The following is an 18,927-nucleotide window of genomic DNA, read 5'->3' as shown; positions in this document are numbered from 1 at the left end:
ATGCAGGCATGCGAATTTCCTTCACCAAAATGCATGGCGCCGGCAACGACTTTGTGGTGCTGGACGAAACCCGTGGCCCACTGGGCCTGACGGCTGCCCACTACCGCTATTTGGGCAACCGCCACTTCGGGGTCGGAGCGGATCAGATTCTCACCGTCCGCCCAGCGCCCGCGCCGGGCTTGGATTTTGAGTACGTCATCCACAACGCCGATGGTGCCCAAGTGGAGCAGTGCGGCAATGGCTCGCGCTGCTTTGCGCGTTATGTGCGAGACAAAGGCCTCACCAGCAAAGACCATCTGCGAGTGCAGACGATGAAGGGCGTGATCGAACCGCGCCTGACACCTGATGGGCGCGTCACGGTGGACATGGGGGCTCCCGTGCTCGAGCCTGCGCAGGTGCCATTCATCACCCAAGACCTGTCAGCGCAGCTCCAAGGTTCAGGGGAAAAATGGCCGCTAGAGCTTGCTGGGTATACTGGAAGTGCTATAGTTTTTGTAGCAGTTGCCTCCATGGGGAACCCGCACGCCGTGCTGCTGGTGGACGATGTCGATACCGCCCCAGTGGCTAGCCAAGGTCCGGCCGTACAGGCCAGCCCGCGCTTTCCTCAAGGGGTGAACGTGGGTTTCATGCAAGTGATGTCGCGCCAGCAAGTGCGCTTGCGCGTGTACGAACGCGGCGTGGGGGAAACCTTGGCCTGCGGCACGGGGGCATGCGCTGCTGTGGTGTCGGGCATTCGCTTGGGGCTGCTCGATGGCCAAGTGGATGTGCACACCCGTGGTGGCGTGCTCACCATCGCTTGGGCAGGCCCAGGTCAGCCGGTCTACATGACGGGCCCTGCAGTCTCTGTATTTGAGGGGGAGCTGGAGTTTCCCGCCGATTTGGCCTGAGCCCGTGTCCAGCCCTAGCACCGATTAACAACCATTCAACGCAACAAAGCAGACCATGAGCCAAGCGCCAACCGTGGACGTCAACCACCCGATTACCGAAGACGACATCGCCAACTACCTTGTCAACACGCCGGACTTTTTTGCCCGCCACGCCGAATTGCTGGCCACCGTGCGCTTTACCAGCCCGCACAGCCACCGCGCCGTGAGCTTGCAAGAGCGCCAAGCCGAGATGCTGCGCGAGAAGATCAAGATGCTGGAGCACCGCATCATGGATCTCATTCGTCATGGCAATGAGAACGTCATCTTGTCCAACAAAATTCTCAGCTGGGCAGCGCATCTGCTCAGCGTGGAGTTGCCCGAGGACATGCCCAATGTCATCGTCAACGACCTGAAAACCCGCTTTGCCGTGCCCCAAGTGGGCGTGCGCTTATGGACTCTTTCCAGCGCGTACGACCAACTGCCGTGCACCCAAGGCGTGAGCGAAGACGTGCAGGTGTTTGCCGCTTCGTTGACCGAACCCTTTTGCAGCCTGAACACGGGTTACGAAGCGGTGGATTGGTTGGCCGAGCCACACAGCGTGGCTTCCTTGGCCATGGTGCCGCTGTGCGTGCCCGATGCCAATCCTGCCTCCAACACCTTTGGCTTGTTGGTGCTGGCTTCCAGCGATGCCCAGCGTTTTAACTCCGGTTTGGGCACCGACTTTTTGGCCCACATCGGCGAGATCGCTAGCTCAGCGCTGCTGCGCTTGCGTTAAGCCATGGGAACTGCGGGTGACGATGCCAGCCTGATAGCGCGCTACCTAGACTACGTGCGGGCCGAAAAGCGGCTGGCACAGCGCACCGTCACCCTCTACACCCTCGATTTGCAACGCCTGCAGGACTACGCCACCCAAGCGGGCGTGGGTTTGCTGCAGGTGCAAAACCACCACATGCGCCGCTGGGTGGCGCACATGCACAGCGGTGGACGCAGTGCGCGGGGCATTGCGCTCATCCTCTCCGGTTGGCGCGGGTTTTACACCTGGTTAGGCCGCCAAGGCTTGGTGGCAACAAACCCGGTGCAAGACGTGCGCTCGCCCAAAGCGCCCAAGCCTCTGCCCAAAGCCTTGCCGGTGGACGATGCCGTGGCCTTGGCCGACTTCACCCGCACCGACGATGACCCGTGGCTGGAAGCGCGTGATGCGGCTATGACCGAACTGCTCTACAGCAGCGGCTTGCGCGTGGGCGAGCTGGTGGGGCTGGACGTGCACGCCAGCACCAGCGCCAAAGGCTGGGTGGACATGGAGGCGGCCGAAGTCCATGTGCTGGGCAAAGGCTCCAAGCCGCGCACCGTGCCGGTAGGCAAAGAAGCCTTGGCCGCCCTGCAGCGTTGGTTGGCTTTGCGTGCCAGTGTGCGAGCCAGTGCGGCGGCAGGGATGAGCGGGCAGGGGCAGAATGGACAGGCGGGGGGGCAACCCTTATTCATAGGTCGCTACGGCACCCGCCTGACCCCGCAGAGCGTGTGGCAGCGTTTGCGCCAGCGCAGCTTGCAAGCGGGCTTGCCAGTTCCCGTCCACCCGCACATGCTGCGCCATTCGTTTGCCAGCCATGTGCTGCAAAGCAGTGGGGATTTGCGCGCCGTGCAAGAACTGTTGGGGCACGCCAGCATCACCACCACACAGGTCTACACCCGGCTCGACTTCCAGCACTTGGCGCGTGTGTACGACCAAGCCCACCCACGGGCCAAAGTCAAAGGCTTACCACCCAAGAAGGACTAAAGCAGAGCAGGTCGGTGTGTGGCCTGCCCTGGGTCTTAAGCGCTGAGCTTGAAGCTCGATACGCCATCTACCAGCTCGCGCGAGCGCTGGCGCAAGTTGGCCGTAGCGGCGGCGGTCTCTTCGACCAAGGCCGCGTTTTGTTGGGTGATGCCATCCATCTGCCCTACCGCTTCCACCACTTGGCGTACGCCATCGGCTTGGCTGGCGCTGGAGGTGCTGATCTCGGTCACCAAGTTCTTCACCTGTTCAATGGCTTGCACCACTTGCCCCATGGTCACGCCTGCACGCTCTACCAGTTGGTGGCCTTGGCCTACGCGATCCACGTTGCTGCTGATCAGGGCGCTGATGTCTTTGGCTGCCGTTGCACTGCGCTGGGCCAAGCTGCGTACTTCGGCCGCTACCACGGCAAAGCCGCGGCCTTGCTCGCCAGCGCGGGCTGCTTCCACGGCTGCGTTCAACGCCAAGATGTTGGTTTGGAAGGCGATGCCATCGATCACCGAGATGATTTCCGCAATGCGCTGGCTGCTGGTGTTGATGTCGTTCATCGTACTAACCACCTCACCCACCACCGTGCGGCCTTGGTTGGCCACTGTGCTGGCGTTTTGCGCCAGTTGGTCGGCGTGGGCTGCGCTCTCTGCGTTGCGGTTCACTTGCTCACCCAGTTCGCGCATGCTGGCACTGGTTTCTTCGATGGCGGCGGCCTGCATCTCGGTGCGCTGGGACAAATCTTGCGTGCCAGAGGCGATTTCGGCCGACGAGTCCGCCACAAAGTCGGCTGTACCTTGCACTTGGCGAATCATGGTTTGCAACTGGCTTTGCAACTCTTGCAAATGGGCCCACACGCTGTTGGCATGCTCACCCATGCTGCTGCGGATGGTCGGCGAGCTGTACAAATGGCCACTGGCAATGTGCTGCGAAAACTGCAGTACTTCGCTGGGGTCTGCCCCCAGTTGTTGTTTGACCGAGCGGATGATGCGGTAGCCCAGCCCAGCCAACAACACCGCTCCAATGCCCAGCAGTACCGTGACGGTGATCGCTTGGGCGCGCACGCGGTTGGCCAAGTCGTCGATGTTGTCCTTCACCAATTGTTCTTGCAGTTTTCCTGCTTCGACCAGTTGGTTGCGGATCTTCACGTAGCGCGGGTCGGTATTGGCCTTGAGTTCGTTCATGGCGCCTTCGGCATCACCCGCATCTGCCAAGCCAAACAGTTTGTTCACCGACTCGATGTAGTTCACCCACAGGGCGCGCAGGTCTTGCCCGGCTTTGCGCAAGGCGGCATCGTCACTGCTCTCTAGCAACTCCACCGCCTTGAGAACTTCTTTTTCACCCTTCGCTTCTAACTCGCGGGTTTCTTTGCGGCTGGCTTCATCGGGTTTGAGGATGTAGGGGTACATGCGGCGAAAGTGGTTGGCCGCTTGCCACGATGCAGTGCCGGTAATGCGTATCGGGGTGATCTCTGTCTCGAACAGCTTTTGCTGTGATGCACTGGTTTTGAATAAAGCGTGTACCGAAAAACCTGCAATGACGCAGACCGTCACAATCGCCAAACCTACCAATGCTGCCAATAGCTGGCTAAATCTCATTTGCATATTGTCTCCAAGCGTGGATTGTCGACCTAGGTTATATGGCAGTCGCATGCCTTGTGGCTGGAAGAGCGACAATTCGCAGCATGAAAAACATCCGTTTACGTCCTGGCAAAGAACGCTCATTGCTTCGCCACCACCCTTGGATTTTTGAATCGGCCATCGCCAAAGGCGGTGGCGACGCGGGCGAGACCGTGCGCATCGAATCTGCAGAAGGTGCCTTTCTGGCCTGGGCCTCATTCAGTCCACAGTCCAAAATCCGCGCACGGGTGTGGAGCTTTGACGAGACGCAACGCATAGATGCTCCTTTTTTTGTAGCGGCAGTAGCGCGTGCAGTAAGCGCTAGAAGCCGATTTGCCATTCAAAGCAATGGCGTGCGCTTGATCCATGGCGAGTCCGATGGTTTGCCCGGTGTGGTGGTGGACCGTTACGGCGACACCTTGGTGGGCCAGTTCACCAGCGCCGGTGCCGAGCGTTGGAAGTCGGTCATCGTGGATGCGGTGTTGGCCCAAACCGGTCTGACGCGCCTGTACGAGCGCTCCGACAGCAGCAGCCGCAAGCTCGAAGGCTTGCCCGAAGCCACGGGGTGGTTGCGTGGCGATGGTGCAACGGCGGTGGTGCTGCAAGAGCACGACTGGAAGCTGGCGTTGGACGTGGCCGAAGGCCATAAGACGGGCTTTTACCTCGACCAGCGCGACAACCGCCAGCGTTTTGCCCAGACGGTGCGTCGCTTGGGCTTACAGCGGGTGCTCAACTGCTACTGCTACACGGGGGGCTTCAGCGTTGCGGCGTTGGCAGGTGGTGCGCAGCAGGTGTTGTCTATCGATTCGAGTGGCCCGGCGCTGGAGAAGGCGCGTGCCAACGTGGCGCTCAATGGGTTTGACGCCAGCCACACCGAATTTCTGGATGCCGACGTCAACGCTTCTCTGCGCCGTTTCTTGCAGGAGGGCCGCCGTTTCGACGCCATCGTGCTCGATCCACCCAAGCTGGCCCCCACCGTGGCGCACGCCGAACGCGCAGCGCGTGCTTACAAAGACATCAACCGCTTGGGGCTGCAATTGCTCGAACCCGGTGGATTGCTTTTTACCTATAGCTGCTCAGGCGGCATCAGCGAAGACTTGTTCCACAAAATTGTGGCCTCCGCCGGGTGTGATGCGGGCGTCGATGGCTACATCGTGGAGCGCATGGGCGCAGCACCCGATCACCCCATGACACTCACTTTCCCAGAAGGGGAGTACCTCAAGGGGCTGGTGGTCATGCGGCGGGGGGCTTGACAGCTTCTCTACACTGAAAAGTTTTAAGGACGACACACCATGGGACTGATCTCTACCACCATCCTCACCGGCTTTCTGGGCGCGGGCAAAACCACCTTGCTCAAACGTGTGCTGACCGAGGCGCATGGGCAAAAAATTGCCGTCATCGAGAACGAGTTTGGCGAAGAAAACATCGACAGCGACATTTTGGTGAGCGACACGCAAGAGCAAATCATCCAGATGAGCAATGGCTGCGTGTGCTGCACCATCCGCGAAGACCTGCGCGCCACCTTGCGCGATTTAGCGGCCAAGCGCCGCAAAGGCGAGCTGCAATTTGACCGTGTGGTGATTGAGACCACCGGCGTGGCCGACCCCGGCCCTGTCGTGCAAACCTTTTTCATGGACGATGAGGTGGCTGAGAGCTACATGCTGGACTCCATCCTCACCTTGGTGGATGCCAAGCATGCTGAGCAGCAGCTCAACGACCGCCAAGAGGCGCGTCGCCAAGTGGGCTTTGCCGACTACCTGTTCATCAGCAAGGCCGACTTGGTGCAGGCCGATGAGTTGGCGCATTTGCAACACCGCCTCAAGCACATGAACCCCCGTGCACAGCAAAAGGTAGTGCACTTCGGAGAAGTGGCGTTGAGCGAGGTTTTTGATCTGCGCGGCTTTAATCTCAACGCCAAATTGGACATCGATCCCGACTTCTTGGAAGCCGAGGAGCACGGTCATGACCACGATCACGCCGATTGCGACCATGACCACGGGCATTGTGAACACGACCATGGTCACGGCCATCACCACCATGTGGACGACGATGTGAAGAGCTTTGTGTACAAGTCCACGCGCCCTTTCGATCCCGCCAAGTTGGAAGACTTCTTGGGGGCCATCGTCAATGTGTACGGCCCCCGCATGCTGCGCTACAAGGGCGTGCTGTATATGAAGGGCACAGACCGCAAGGTCATCTTCCAAGGCGTGCACCAACTCATGGGCAGCGATTTGGGGCCAGAATGGGCCAATGCGGAGGAGAAGATCAGCAAAATGGTCTTCATCGGTATTGACCTACCACGGGACATTTTGCTACAAGGCTTGGAACAGTGTCTTGTGTGACCTGATTTGCAACAGCAGGGTGGTATGCTTTGTGCATTCCGTACCAAGTGGTTTACCACCCCCTAAATAACGTGCGCAGCCTAAGCTGCCGGGAGACTTCGCGTGAAAACGTCCGCAGGCAAAACCAGTACTGCTGCTAGCAAAGCGCCTTCTAGCAAGGCGCCTGCCAAGGCCGCCAGTAAAACTGTTGCCAAAACACCAGCAAAAACCGCTGCTGCCTCCTCCGCTAGAATCGCCGCCCCGGGAGCATCTGCTGCCCCGGTTGTAGAGAACAAGCCCAAGGCGAGCTACACCTCTACCTTGCCCATTGCCCCTGTTTCACCGACACCCGCCGTGATCAAAAAAGACACCAAGCTAGCCAACAACTGGAAGACCAAGCCAGCCAACGAACTCACGGATGCTGAGCTGCTGTCCATGCCAGATTCCGAATACATGAATGAGGCGCAATTGGCCGCGTTCCGCCACCGTTTGGTGGTGCTCAAGGAAGGCATCCTGAGCAATGCAGGCGAAACCACCGAACACTTGCGCGAAGACACGGTGGTGGTGCCCGATCCAGCAGACCGAGCCACTATTGAGGAGGAGCACGCTTTGGAATTGCGCACGCGTGACCGTGAGCGCAAATTGCTCAAAAAGATTGAGCAATCCATTGCCCGTATCGATGCAGGTGACTATGGCTACTGCGACGAAACCGGTGAGCCCATTGGTGTGGGCCGCTTGTTGGCACGCCCCACGGCAACGCTGTCGCTGGAAGCGCAGCAGCGCCGTGAACTCAAGCAAAAAATGTTTGGCGATTAAGCCACTACTTTTGATTAACGCTCGATATGGCTGATCAAGACGAACGTCCCGGGTTGCTGAGCAAAGTCGCGCAGTTCGTTCGCAATCCGAGCAAGGATTGGCCTTCTGATGACGGGGCATCGCGTTTGCCTGAAGACTCTGCTTACGACAAGCAGATGCTCAAAGCCATGATCGAGCGCAAGCGCCAAAACGACCTGATCCGCAAGCGCGAGTTCGATTACTTGCGTAAATTGCGCAACCACACATCGGTCACCAGTGGTTCGCGCCAACCACCAGTGTCGTCTTTCTTGGCCAGCCAGCACGAGTCTGGCTATCGGGCCGATACGATCAAAAAAATCGATGAAATCGAAGCCCAAATGTCCAAGCAATGGTGGCGCGGACAGCCCGATGCCGGCCCCACCCGGCCAAGCCCGGACACCAATCTGACGCCCACTTTGCCTCCAGCGCTGGAGCCAACCCGGCAAATGGATATGCATCCACAGGCGGCTTCCTTTGCCCCGACCGAGCCGATACAAATAGCCAAAACGCACGAGGATGCCGCCAGCTATGCGCCCACGGTGCTGTCGCCGCCCACGCTATCGGTGGAAGTGGCCGCATCTCCTTCAGCGAATCCTCCATCGAACCGCCCACCGATTGCGGCTGCTTCTGCATTCAAGGTGGACTTTTCGTCTACCGATTTGCTCACCCTGCATGGGCCAGTCTTGGCCAGTGACCCCGAATTGGAAGAAGCCGCTATACGCTTTGCCAATGGCGACGATCAAGGTGCAGCCAATGTGCTGCGTGCTGCGCTGGATAAGCCAGGTGTGTCCTCGGCTACGGCCGTCAATTGGGCAGCGGCTTTGCTCGATTTGTACCGCTTGGGGGGCAATCGCCCAACGTTTGATGCCATGGTGCGCCAATACGCCCATCTGTGGCCGCAGGGAGCACCTGCTTGGCAAGAATCTGCACTCATGGATTTCACGGTCACGCTGACTGCTGAGCATCGCCCCTTGGTCGGAGCCCATTGGGTGAGTCCTGCTGTGCTTGATGCCAGCTCTATGCGCGCCTTGAGCCATGCTCTGCAAAATCAGCCGTCGCCATGGATACTCGATTGGCGCAACGCCGAGTCCATGGATGAATCGGCGGTGCCTACCCTGCGTGCCTTGGCACAGCAATGGGTGTCGCAGCCCTTGGTGTTGGAGTTTGCGGGTGAAAACGAATTACTGGCTGTCTTGCAAAACCGCACTCCGGTGGGGGATGCGGCGGTCGATCAAGTCTGGTGGCACCTGCGCCTGACCATGCTGCAGGTGATGCAGCGTGAAGAAGACTTCGAACTGGCGGCACTGGATTTTTGTGTCACCTACGAATTGTCCCCGCCCCAGTGGGAGCGTCCGGTTTGTAGCTGCCGCACGGTCGAGCTGCCTGCCCTGAGTAAGCCTGCTCCCTTGGCTGTCTCCACCAGCATGCCTTTGATGGGCAGTACAGGTTTGGCCCTGCGCGGCAATATCACCGGGGATGTGAGTGCTTCGCTCGATGCGATGGAATCTGCGCTTGCACGTCCGCAAGACGTGTTGGTCATCGAATGCCAAGATTTGGAGCGCATGGACTTCACCGCTGCTGGTAGCCTCTTGAATTGGGCGGTAAAGCGCCAATCTGAAGGCAAGCGCGTGGAATTGGTAGACCTGCACCGCTTGGTCGCCGCGTTTTTCCATGTGTTGGGTATTCAAGAGCACGCCAAGCTCGTCTTGCGCGATCTCTGAACCCTGGGTTTTCCTATCCACCAGCGGCCTTGTGCCGCTTTATTTTTTTGTTGCTATGGAAGCATTTCACGGAACCACCATTCTTTGCGTACGCCGCCAGACCCCCGACGGTGTGCAGGTCGCTATCGGCGGGGACGGTCAGGTCACGCTGGGCAACATCGTCATCAAGGGCACGGCGCGCAAAGTGCGCAAACTCTACCAAGGCCGTGTGCTGGCGGGCTTTGCGGGGGCTACGGCCGATGCCTTCACGCTGTTCGAGCGTTTTGAGGCCAAGCTAGAAAAGCACCAAGGCCAGTTGGCCCGTGCAGCCATTGAACTGACCAAAGACTGGCGCACCGACCGCGTGTTGCGCAAGTTGGAGGCCATGCTCGCTGTGGCCGACAAGGAGGCCTGCTTCATCATCACCGGCAATGGCGATGTGCTGGAGCCTGAAAACGGTGTGCTGGCCATCGGCTCGGGTGGCGCTTACGCCCAGTCGGCGGCCTTGGCCTTGGTGCAAAACACCGATTTGTCGGCACAAGAAATTGTTAAACGCTCGTTGGAGATTGCCGGCTCGCTGTGCATCTACACCAATATGAACCACACCATCGAAACCTTGTCATGACTGCCAGTTCCATCCAAGCCCTGACGCCACAAGACATCGTGGCCGAATTGGACAAACACATCGTGGGCCAAGCGCAGGCCAAGCGCGCAGTGGCCATTGCCCTGCGCAACCGCTGGCGTCGCCAGCAGGTGGATGCCAGCTTGCGCACAGAAATCACGCCCAAAAATATCCTCATGATCGGCCCCACGGGCGTGGGCAAAACCGAGATCGCCCGCCGTTTGGCTAAGCTGGCTGATGCGCCGTTTATCAAAGTCGAAGCCACCAAATTCACCGAGGTGGGCTATGTGGGCAAAGATGTAGACACCATCATCCGCGACTTGGCCGAAGTGGCAGTGAAGCAAACCCGCGAAACTGAAAAGCGCAAAGTGCGTGAACGCGCCCGTGATGCGGCCGAAGAGCGCATTTTGGACATCTTGATTCCCCCCGCCCGCACCAGCGACTGGGGGGCCGAGTCCAGCAGCAGCTCCGATAGCACCGCGCGCCAAGTGTTTCGCAAAAAACTGCGCGAAGGCCAGCTCGATGAGCGTGAGATCGAGTTGGATGTGGCCGCTCCTGTGCCGCAACTGGAGGTGATGGGCCCTGCGGGTATGGAGGAAATGACCGAACAGCTGCGTGGTCTGTTCGGCCAGATGGGCGCGGGGAAACGCCAGACCCGCAAGCTGCCCATTGCCCAAGCGTTGCAACTGCTCACCGACGAAGAGGCAGGCAAGCTGGTCAACGAAGATGCCATCAAGTCCGAGGCCCTGCAGGCGCTGGAGCAAAACGGCATCGTCTTTATCGACGAGATCGACAAGGTCACCACGCGCGGCGAGGGCGGCTCGTCGGCCGATGTGTCGCGCCAAGGTGTGCAGCGTGATTTGCTGCCCTTGGTCGAGGGGTGCACCGTATCCACCAAGTACGGCATGGTCAAGACCGACCACATCCTGTTTATTGCTTCGGGTGCCTTCCATCTGAGCAAGCCCAGTGACCTCATTCCGGAACTGCAAGGGCGTTTCCCGATCCGGGTGGAGTTGCAATCACTTTCGGTGCAGGACTTCGAGGCCATCTTGACCCAGACCCACGCCTCGCTCCTCAAGCAGTACCAGGCCCTGTTGCTGACCGAAGGTGTCACGCTGGACTTTGCGCCCGATGGCATTGCCCGTTTGGCGCAGATCGCCCACGAGGTCAACGAGCGCACCGAAAACATCGGCGCTCGCCGCTTGGCCACGGTCATGGAACGCTTGCTCGATGAAATCAGCTTTGGCGCCACCACCATGGGCGGTCAAACCGTGCACATCGATGCCCAGTACGTCAACCAGCGCTTGGCTGCGCTGAGCCAAAACGAAGACTTGTCGCGCTTCATCCTCTGAAAACACCCTGTGTTGCGTGGAGCATTGGCACTGGTTTGGTGCTAATGCTTCACTTTCAGACCCTTCGCTAAGTGCTTAATTTAGAACGGTTTTTGCTTGTGGGGAACCTTCTAAAATCGCTCTAAGTCCTTGATTTCATTGGAAAAAAATCACGCAAGCCCTATTGCATCTTGCGCTTTTACTGCTACAGTGCAAAAAAGTGCAATTTGGTGGGAAAAAGTGCCCAAATTGCCCTGCCTAGCTAGCACGTGCACAAATCAAGGGGTTTTTCCGGGTGTTCCAAGGACCGTCATCGCTGAGTCTGGATGCCAAGGGTCGGTTATCAGTACCGACCCGGCATCGTGACGTCCTATTGGCCACTGCTTCTGGGCAATTGACCATGACCAAACACCCCCATGGTTGCCTCATGATCTTTCCGCGTCCCGAGTGGGAGCAATTCCGTGAGCGCATTGCCGCCTTGCCCATGTCAGCCCAGTGGTGGAAGCGCATCTTCTTGGGCAATGCCATGGATGCCGAGATGGATGGCACGGGCCGCGTGCTCATTGCGCCCGAATTGCGCCAAGCGGCGGGTATCAGCAAAGAAGCGGTGCTGCTGGGCATGGGGAGTTATTTCGAGTTGTGGGACAAGGCCACGTACGAGGCCCAAGAAGCCCAAGCCATGCAGGCAGAAATGCCTGACGTGTTCAGGGACTTCTCGTTTTGAAGGGCAGTGGTCACCATGCAGTTACAACACACCACTGTCTTGCTCGACGAGGCGGTAGCCGCCCTCGTGGGCACACCCCAAGAGCCATTGCCTAGCGCTCAAGCGGGCGTTTTTGTCGATGCCACTTTCGGTCGTGGCGGTCATTCGCGTTTGTTGTTGCAGCGCTTGGGGCCGCAGGCACGGGTGCAGGCATTTGACCGCGACCCGCAGGCCATCGCGGCTGCTGCCACGATAGCCGATGCGCGCTTTGCCATCCGCCATGCACCGTTTTCCGATTTGTCCACCCTGCCTGCGGCCAGTGTGGATGGGGTGCTGATGGACATAGGGGTGAGTTCGCCCCAAATCGACGATCCGGCTCGGGGCTTTAGCTTCCGTGCCGATGGGCCGCTGGACATGCGCATGGACCCTACACAGGGCGAGAGCGTGGCCCAGTGGCTGGAAACAGCCACGGTGCAACACATCACGGAGGTGATACGTGAATACGGTGAAGAACGGTTTGCTTTCCCCATTGCAAAGGCGATTGTTGCGCGCCGACAGGAACGGGGCCCAATTTCAACCACCGCCGAGTTGGCCGGGCTCGTGGCTGACACGGTCAAAACCCGCGAGCCGGGCAAGGACCCTGCAACGCGCACATTTCAGGCTTTTCGGATTTTCATCAACGCCGAGCTTGAAGAGTTGCAACAAGCACTCCTCGCTGCGCTGAGCGTGCTCAAACCCGGTGGGCGCTTGGCTGTCATCAGCTTTCACTCGCTGGAAGACCGCATCGTCAAGCAGTTCATCGCCAAACATTCCAAAGAGGAGTTTGACCGCCGCAACCCCATGGCGCCCAGCAAGCCCATGGCGCTCAAGGCCTTGGGTCGCATTTTCCCGAGCGAGGCCGAAGTGGCGGCCAACCCGCGCGCGCGCAGTGCCGTGCTGCGGGTAGCAGAGAGGTTGCCTACATGATTCGGCTCAACCTCGTGCTCATGGTGGCGGTGCTGCTCAGCGCGCTCTATCTGGTCAGTGTCCAGTACGAGTCGCGCAGCACCTTTGTGGCGCTGGAAAAAGCCCACGCCGAAGCGCGCCGTTTGGAGTTGGAGCGCCAGCAACTGGTGGTGGCCAAGCGCGCCCAAGCCACGCCAGCCAAGGTGGAGAAGATCGCCACCGACAAACTCAAGATGCGCCAAGCCAATCCGGCTATTACCACCTATGCGCACTACACCCCCGTGCCCAGCCCTGCAGAGGCATCAGACAAGGGGGCACCATGACACGCAGCGTGCACTACAGCTCCAGCCCGCTGCTGGCCACACCCACGCCGCCATGGCGCAGCAAGTTGGTGGTGGCCATGCTGGCCGCTGGTTTTTGCGTGCTAGTGGGGCGTGCGGCCTACATCCAAGTGGTGGGCAACGACTTCTTCTTGCGCCAAGGCGCGGTGCGTTTTGAGCGCACGCTGGAGCTGCAAGCCAACCGGGGCCGCATTCTGGATCGCAATGGCTTGATTCTGGCTTCCAGCGTCCCGGCCACTAGCATCTGGGCCATACCGGAAGACGTGGAGATGAACAAAACCCAGCTGGCCCAATTGGCCAAACTGCTGGGCATGCCCGCTGCCGATGTGGCACGCAAACTGGCCAACGAAGACAAGAGTTTTGTTTGGGTCAAGCGCCAACTGGACACCGAGGTGGGCAAGCAAATCGAGGCTTTGGGCATCAAGGGCATTTACCAAACCCGGGAATACAAGCGCGTGTATCCCGAGGGCGAGTCCTCGGCCCACGTGGTGGGGTTTACCAACGTCGAGAACAACGGCCAAGAAGGCATGGAATTGGCCTTTAACAAGAGCTTGGCGGGTTTGAATGGTTTTCGCAAGGTCATCAAAGACCGCTTGGGCCGCGTGGTGGAAGATGTGGGCGACAGCCGTGCCCCGGTGGATGGCAAAGACGTTCAACTCAGCATTGACAGCAAGATCCAGTTTTTCGCGTACCAAAAGGTGCGTGATGCCGTGTTGGAAAACAAGGCCAAAGCGGGCAGTGTGGTGGTGCTTGATGTGAAGACTGGCGAGGTACTGGCATTGGCCAACTACCCCAGCTACCAGCCCGACAAACGCGCCAACTTGAGTGGCGAGCAGCTGCGCAACCGGGCACTGACTGACACCTTTGAGCCAGGCTCCACCATGAAGCCTTTCATCATCGGCTGGGCGCTGGAAAAACGCATGGTCACACCCAATACAGTCATTGCTACTGCACCGGGAAAAATGACTATTACCGGTTCCACCATCACCGACTCCCACCCCCATGGGGATTTGACGGTGAGCGAGGTTATCCAAAAATCCAGCAATGTGGGAACTGCCAAAATTGCCTTGCGCATGGCTTCCAAAGACATGTGGGATATCTACACCCAAGTCGGCTTGGGGCAAAAACCCCAAGTGCCATTTCCCGGGGCTGTGAGTGGTCGGCTGCGGCCCTACAAAACGTGGCGTCCTATTGAGCAAGCCACCATGAGCTATGGCTATGGGCTGTCGGCCAGCTTGTTCCAGTTGGCCAGGGCATACAGTGTATTTGCCCGTGACGGTGCTCTGGTTCCCGTGTCCTTGCTCAAAACCACAGACGAGGTGGCTGGTGTGCAGGTGCTCGACCCCATCCATGCCAAGCAAGTGCGAGACATGCTGCACTTGGTCACTGGCCCTGGCGGCACCGCCCCCAAGGCGCAGACCATGGGGTACTCGGTCGGCGGCAAAACCGGCACCGCCCACAAGGTAGAGGGCAAGGGCTACGCCAGCCACAAATACCGCGGTTTTTTTGTCGGCATCGCGCCCATTGATGCGCCGCGCATCGTGGTGGCCGTCATGATTGATGAGCCCACCAATGGCAAATACTTTGGTGGCGATGTGGCCGCCCCAGTGTTCAGCGACACCGTGCAGCAAACCCTGCGCATGCTGGGGGTGCAGCCCGATATGTCGGTGCGCCCCTTGGTAGTGACCGATGCGGTGGAGGAGAGTTTGTGATGGGTATTCCACTCCTGACCGATATCACTAGCGTGGTGCAGTGGTTGCAAGCCCAAGGCGTACAGCGCATGGTGACCGACAGCCGCCGCGTGCAAGCGGGCGAAGCCTTTGTAGCATGGCCCGGTGCCGCGCACGATGGTCGCCAATATGTCGCCAGCGCCCTGCAAGCCGGTGCTGCTGCTTGCTTGGTGGAGCAACACGGTTTGGATGCCGCTATTGCATCGGGCATGACCGAGCAATGGCCTGCAGGCCGCGTGGCCGCAGTGGCCAACCTCAAGGCCTTGAGTGGCCCCATTGCCAGTGTTTTGTATGGCGAACCATCGCAGCATTTGTCGGTGCTGGCTGTGACAGGAACCAATGGAAAAACCAGCACCACTTGGTGGCTGGCGCAAGCCTTGGGCAAGGCACCTGCACAGGCCACGGGCAAACCCATACCTTGCGGTGTGATTGGCACTCTGGGTGTGGGCGTTCCTCCGGTGGTGCACAGCACGGGCATGACCACCCCCGATCCCGTGGTGGTGCAAAACACACTGCAGCGTTTGCGCCAAGACGGGCTGGCGGCTTGCGCTATGGAAGCCTCTAGCATCGGCATCGACGAGTTGCGTTTAGAGGGCGTGCGCGTGCGCGTGGCCGTGTTCACCAACTTCACGCAAGACCACTTGGACTACCACCAGACCATGGAGGCTTACTGGCAAGCCAAGCGCAAACTGTTTGCGTGGCCCGGTCTGGAGCATGCGGTCATCAATACCGATGATTTGCAAGGCCAAGCCTTGGCGGCCGAGTTGGTGCAAGATGCACTGCGCCAGCCAGCTACAGGCAAGCCGCTGACGGTGTGGACTTATGGTCTGCAAGCGGCACATCAACCCACTGAGCGCCCAGAGCGCCATTTGCAGGCCGTGGAGGTGCAGCACAACCAGCGTGGTGTGCAGTTCACCGTGTGCGAAGGCAGTGCCCGCGTGCCGGTGCGCGCTGCGGTTATCGGCAGCTACAACGTATTGAACTTGCTGGCCGTGATTGGCAGCTTGCGCGCCATGGGCATGTCTTTGCCCGTGGCGGCAGCGGCGTGTGAAGACTTGCTGCCCGTGCCCGGTCGCATGGAGTGCATAGGCGCGGGCCCCTTGGCTGTGGTGGACTATGCCCACACACCCGATGCATTGGAGCAAGCTCTGCTGGCCCTGCGTCCCTTGGCCGATGCCCGAAACGGCAAGCTGTGGTGCGTGTTTGGTTGCGGTGGTGACCGCGACCCCAGCAAGCGCCCGCTCATGGGCGCTATTGCGGCCCGCCATGCAGACCAAGTGGTGGTGACCAGCGACAACCCGCGCAGCGAATCGCCCCAAACCATCATCGCCCAGATATTGTTGGGTGCACCAGAGCAACACCATGTGCAGGTGGAGTTGGATCGCGCCCAAGCCATCGCTTGGAGCTTGAGCCAAGCTGCTGACAACGACGTGGTGTTGCTGGCGGGCAAGGGGCACGAGGCCACCCAAGAAATTGCCGGACAAAAAATGCCGTTTGCCGACCAAGAGCACGCCCAGCGCGCGCTCACCCAGCGTGCCAAACCCATGGCCACGCTGCAGCAGTTGCAGCAGGCGCTGCAGCAGAAAGCCCCGCAACTGCAAGCGCAGTTGGTGGGAGTGGGTGAAACCCCCATTGCCCGTGTACACACCGACACCCGTACCGCCATGGCGGGCGATTTATTCATCGCCCTGCGCGGCGAGCGCTTCGATGCCAACGCCTTCTTGCACCAAGCGCAAGCGCAAGGCGTCGCAGCCTTGCTGTGCCACGCTGGGCTGCCTGCTGATGCCTATCCCGCCGGACTGCCCCGCATCGAGGTGACCGATACCACGGCTGCTCTGACGGCACTGGCCACGGCATGGCGCAGCCAGCAAAGCCTGCCTGTGATTGCGGTGACCGGCAGCAACGGCAAGACCACCGTCACCCAAATGACGGCCAGCATCTTGCGCGCCCATGCGGGCGAGGCCGCATGGGCTACCCGTGGCAACCTGAACAACGCCATTGGTGTGCCGCTCACCGTGCTGGGCTTGCGCAGCGCCCACCGCATGGCTGTGGTCGAGCTGGGTATGAACCACCCCGGCGAAATTGCCGATTTGGCTGCCGTGGCCCAGCCTACGGTGGCCTTGGTCAACAACGCCCAGCGCGAGCATTTGGAATTCATGCACACCGTGCAGGCCGTGGCTGAGGAGAACGGCAGCGTTCTGCAAGCCTTGCCAGACGATGGCGTGGCCGTCTTTCCGTATGCCGACACCTACACCCCACTGTGGCAAGCGCTGGCTGGCCAGCGCCGTACCCTGCGCTTTGGGTTGCAGCGCGAGGCCGATGTGCACGCCACCCGCGTGCAGTGGGGGCAGGGTGGTTGGCAGTTGCAAATCGCCACACCACTCGGAGCGTTCGATTGCACCTTGGCCATTGCCGGTCGCCACCACGTAGTCAACGCCTTGGCCGCTACGGCCTGTGCCGTGGCCGCAGGGGTGCCGCTGGCGGCCATTGCCGCAGGCTTGAGCGCGTTTGAACCCGTGCAAGGCCGCTGCCGAGCCCTGACGCTGCCGCACCCGGTGCAGAGCGAGCCACCGCGCTACCTGACCGTGGTGGACGACACCTACAACGCCAACCCCGACTCGGTGCACGCTGCCATCGATGTGTTGGCCGACTTGCCCGGCCCGCGCCTCTTGGTGCTGGGGGACATGGGCGAGGTGGGCGAGCAAGGCCCCGCCTTCCACGCCGAGGCCGGGGCTTATGCCCAAGCCTGCGGCATTGAACACATTTGGCTCACTGGAGAGCTGGCGCAGCACGCTGCTGCGGCAGCACCCAGCAGCCGTTATTTCGCGGACATGGCTTCCCTGCAAGACGCACTGCCTTTGGTGCTAGCGCAGGCAAGCAGTGTGCTGGTCAAGGGCTCGCGTTTCATGCGCATGGAGCGGGTGGTGTTGTCCATCCAAGCCCACACCGGCACCGACACTGGATTAGGAGAACACGCATGTTGATGATGCTGGCCCAATGGCTGCAAGGCTTGGGACACGACCTGAGTTTTTTGCGGGTATTCCAATACCTGACCTTCCGCGCCGTGATGGGTGCGCTCACCGCCTTGCTGATCGGCTTGGCCGCAGGCCCTGCCGTCATCGCCCGCTTGCGTGCGCTCAAGATCGGTCAGCCCATCCGCGAATACGGCATGCAAACCCACTTGGCCAAAAGCGGTACGCCCACCATGGGCGGCGTGCTCATTTTGTTGGCCATCGCTATTTCCACCTTGTTGTGGGCTGATTTGAGCAACCGCTTCGTGTGGGTGGTGCTCTTGGTCACGCTGGGTTTTGGGGCCATTGGCTGGGTGGATGACTGGCGCAAAGTGGTGCGCAAAGACCCCGAGGGCATGCGCTCACGCGAGAAGTATTTCTGGCAATCCGTCATCGGCCTACTGGCCGCTTTTTGGTTGGTGTTTGCCGTGTCCGAAGGCTCCAATGTGCGCGTGTTCGAGCTCATGAGCGCGTGGGTGCGCTCGGGCTTTGAAATCAACCTGCCCAGCCGCGCAGGCTTGCTCTTGCCCTTCTTCAAGGAAGTGAGCTACCCGCTGGGTGTGCTGGGCTTTGTCATCATGACCTACTTGGTCATCGTGGGCTCAAGCAACGCCGTGAACCTGACCGATGGTTTGGACGGCTTGGCCATCATGCCCGTGGTCATGGTGGGTGGCTCCTTGGGCGTGTTTGCCTACGTCACCGGCAGCGCGGTGTATTCCAAATACCTGTTCTTCCCCTTCATTCCCGGCTCGGGCGAAGTGCTCATTTTCTGCTCGGCCATAGCCGGGGCGGGCTTGGCGTTTTTGTGGTTCAACACCCATCCTGCGCAGGTGTTCATGGGCGATGTGGGCGCGCTGGCCTTGGGCGGTGCGCTGGGCACGGTGGCCGTCATCGTGCGGCAAGAAATTGTGCTGGCCATTATGGGTGGCGTCTTTGTGGCCGAGGCACTGAGCGTGATGTTGCAAGTGACTTGGTTCAAGTACACCAAGAAAAAGTTTGGCGAGGGCCGCCGCCTGTTCAAGATGGCCCCTTTGCACCACCACTTTGAGAAAAGCGGTTGGAAAGAAACGCAGGTGGTGGTGCGCTTCTGGATCATCACCATGTTCTTGTGCTTGGTGGGCTTGTCCACCCTGAAGTTGAGGTGA

At 59.9% G+C, this 18,927-nt stretch carries 16 protein-coding genes; 15 read left to right on the top strand and 1 reads right to left on the bottom strand.

What is annotated here, in order from left to right; all coding sequences use genetic code 11:
- Positions 1 to 8: 8 nt before the first annotated feature.
- Genes dapF through KIK84_RS06560 form a run of 3 tightly spaced genes read left to right on the top strand, consistent with a single transcriptional unit; the run spans position 9 to position 2,640 of the window.
- Positions 9 to 887 (top strand): diaminopimelate epimerase, encoded by an 879-nt coding sequence (gene dapF / locus KIK84_RS06570; protein ID WP_214122227.1) that lies wholly within the window; start codon positions 9 to 11, stop codon positions 885 to 887.
- A 55-nt stretch (positions 888 to 942) separates the two neighbouring features.
- Positions 943 to 1,641, top strand: coding sequence for a DUF484 family protein (locus KIK84_RS06565; RefSeq protein WP_214122226.1), 699 nt, complete (start codon positions 943 to 945; stop codon positions 1,639 to 1,641).
- Positions 1,642 to 1,644: 3 nt separating this feature from the next.
- Positions 1,645 to 2,640: a tyrosine recombinase XerC gene (locus tag KIK84_RS06560; protein ID WP_214122225.1), complete on the top strand. Its 996-nt coding sequence runs from the start codon at positions 1,645 to 1,647 to the stop codon at positions 2,638 to 2,640.
- Positions 2,641 to 2,675: 35 nt separating this feature from the next.
- Here the strand turns inward: KIK84_RS06560 and KIK84_RS06555 are convergent, their stop codons facing one another.
- Positions 2,676 to 4,229 (bottom strand): methyl-accepting chemotaxis protein, encoded by a 1,554-nt coding sequence (locus tag KIK84_RS06555; protein WP_250207781.1) that lies wholly within the window; start codon positions 4,227 to 4,229, stop codon positions 2,676 to 2,678.
- Positions 4,230 to 4,309: 80 nt separating this feature from the next.
- Between KIK84_RS06555 and KIK84_RS06550 the strand changes: the two genes are divergently transcribed.
- The 12 genes from KIK84_RS06550 (at position 4,310) to mraY (ending at position 18,927) form a co-directional block, all read left to right on the top strand.
- The gene (locus KIK84_RS06550) at positions 4,310 to 5,497 is read left to right on the top strand and encodes a class I SAM-dependent rRNA methyltransferase (protein ID WP_214122223.1); all 1,188 of its coding nucleotides are present in this window, start codon (positions 4,310 to 4,312) and stop codon (positions 5,495 to 5,497) included.
- 39 nt (positions 5,498 to 5,536) lie between these two features.
- Positions 5,537 to 6,586 (top strand): CobW family GTP-binding protein, encoded by a 1,050-nt coding sequence (locus KIK84_RS06545; RefSeq protein ID WP_214122222.1) that lies wholly within the window; start codon positions 5,537 to 5,539, stop codon positions 6,584 to 6,586.
- A 102-nt stretch (positions 6,587 to 6,688) separates the two neighbouring features.
- Positions 6,689 to 7,381 carry an RNA polymerase-binding protein DksA gene (dksA, locus tag KIK84_RS06540; protein ID WP_214122221.1) on the top strand — a complete coding sequence of 231 codons (693 nt, stop codon included), beginning with the start codon at positions 6,689 to 6,691 and terminating at the stop codon, positions 7,379 to 7,381.
- Between the two features lie 26 nt (positions 7,382 to 7,407).
- On the top strand, positions 7,408 to 9,120 hold the full coding sequence (locus tag KIK84_RS06535) for an STAS domain-containing protein (protein ID WP_214122220.1): 1,713 nt from the start codon (positions 7,408 to 7,410) through the stop codon (positions 9,118 to 9,120).
- 55 nt (positions 9,121 to 9,175) lie between these two features.
- A complete protein-coding gene (hslV, locus tag KIK84_RS06530) occupies positions 9,176 to 9,724 on the top strand; it encodes an ATP-dependent protease subunit HslV (RefSeq protein WP_214122219.1) in 549 nt (182 codons plus the stop codon).
- Between the two features lie 11 nt (positions 9,725 to 9,735).
- A complete protein-coding gene (hslU, locus tag KIK84_RS06525; protein WP_214122342.1) occupies positions 9,736 to 11,073 on the top strand; it encodes an ATP-dependent protease ATPase subunit HslU in 1,338 nt (445 codons plus the stop codon).
- Between the two features lie 274 nt (positions 11,074 to 11,347).
- Positions 11,348 to 11,776, top strand: a complete 429-nt coding sequence (gene mraZ / locus KIK84_RS06520) for a division/cell wall cluster transcriptional repressor MraZ (protein WP_214122218.1) — start codon at positions 11,348 to 11,350, stop codon at positions 11,774 to 11,776.
- 15 nt (positions 11,777 to 11,791) lie between these two features.
- Positions 11,792 to 12,721 (top strand): 16S rRNA (cytosine(1402)-N(4))-methyltransferase RsmH, encoded by a 930-nt coding sequence (gene rsmH / locus KIK84_RS06515; protein ID WP_214122217.1) that lies wholly within the window; start codon positions 11,792 to 11,794, stop codon positions 12,719 to 12,721.
- Positions 12,718 to 13,023: a cell division protein FtsL gene (gene ftsL, locus KIK84_RS06510; RefSeq protein WP_214122216.1), complete on the top strand. Its 306-nt coding sequence runs from the start codon at positions 12,718 to 12,720 to the stop codon at positions 13,021 to 13,023. The genes rsmH and ftsL overlap by 4 nt, the downstream gene beginning before the upstream one ends.
- A complete protein-coding gene (locus KIK84_RS06505; protein WP_214122215.1) occupies positions 13,020 to 14,753 on the top strand; it encodes a peptidoglycan D,D-transpeptidase FtsI family protein in 1,734 nt (577 codons plus the stop codon). The genes ftsL and KIK84_RS06505 overlap by 4 nt, the downstream gene beginning before the upstream one ends.
- Positions 14,753 to 17,755, top strand: a complete 3,003-nt coding sequence (gene murF, locus KIK84_RS06500; protein ID WP_214122214.1) for a bifunctional UDP-N-acetylmuramoyl-L-alanyl-D-glutamate--2,6-diaminopimelate ligase MurE/UDP-N-acetylmuramoyl-tripeptide--D-alanyl-D-alanine ligase MurF — start codon at positions 14,753 to 14,755, stop codon at positions 17,753 to 17,755. The genes KIK84_RS06505 and murF overlap by 1 nt, the downstream gene beginning before the upstream one ends.
- Positions 17,749 to 18,927 carry a phospho-N-acetylmuramoyl-pentapeptide-transferase gene (gene mraY, locus KIK84_RS06495; protein WP_214122213.1) on the top strand — a complete coding sequence of 393 codons (1,179 nt, stop codon included), beginning with the start codon at positions 17,749 to 17,751 and terminating at the stop codon, positions 18,925 to 18,927. The genes murF and mraY overlap by 7 nt, the downstream gene beginning before the upstream one ends.

The organism is Curvibacter sp. CHRR-16, assembly GCF_018474005.1.
In the GTDB taxonomy this organism is placed as follows: domain Bacteria; phylum Pseudomonadota; class Gammaproteobacteria; order Burkholderiales; family Burkholderiaceae_C; genus Allorhodoferax.
Note: the sequence above shows the minus strand (reverse complement) of the source record. Positions and strands in the feature narration are given on the sequence as shown.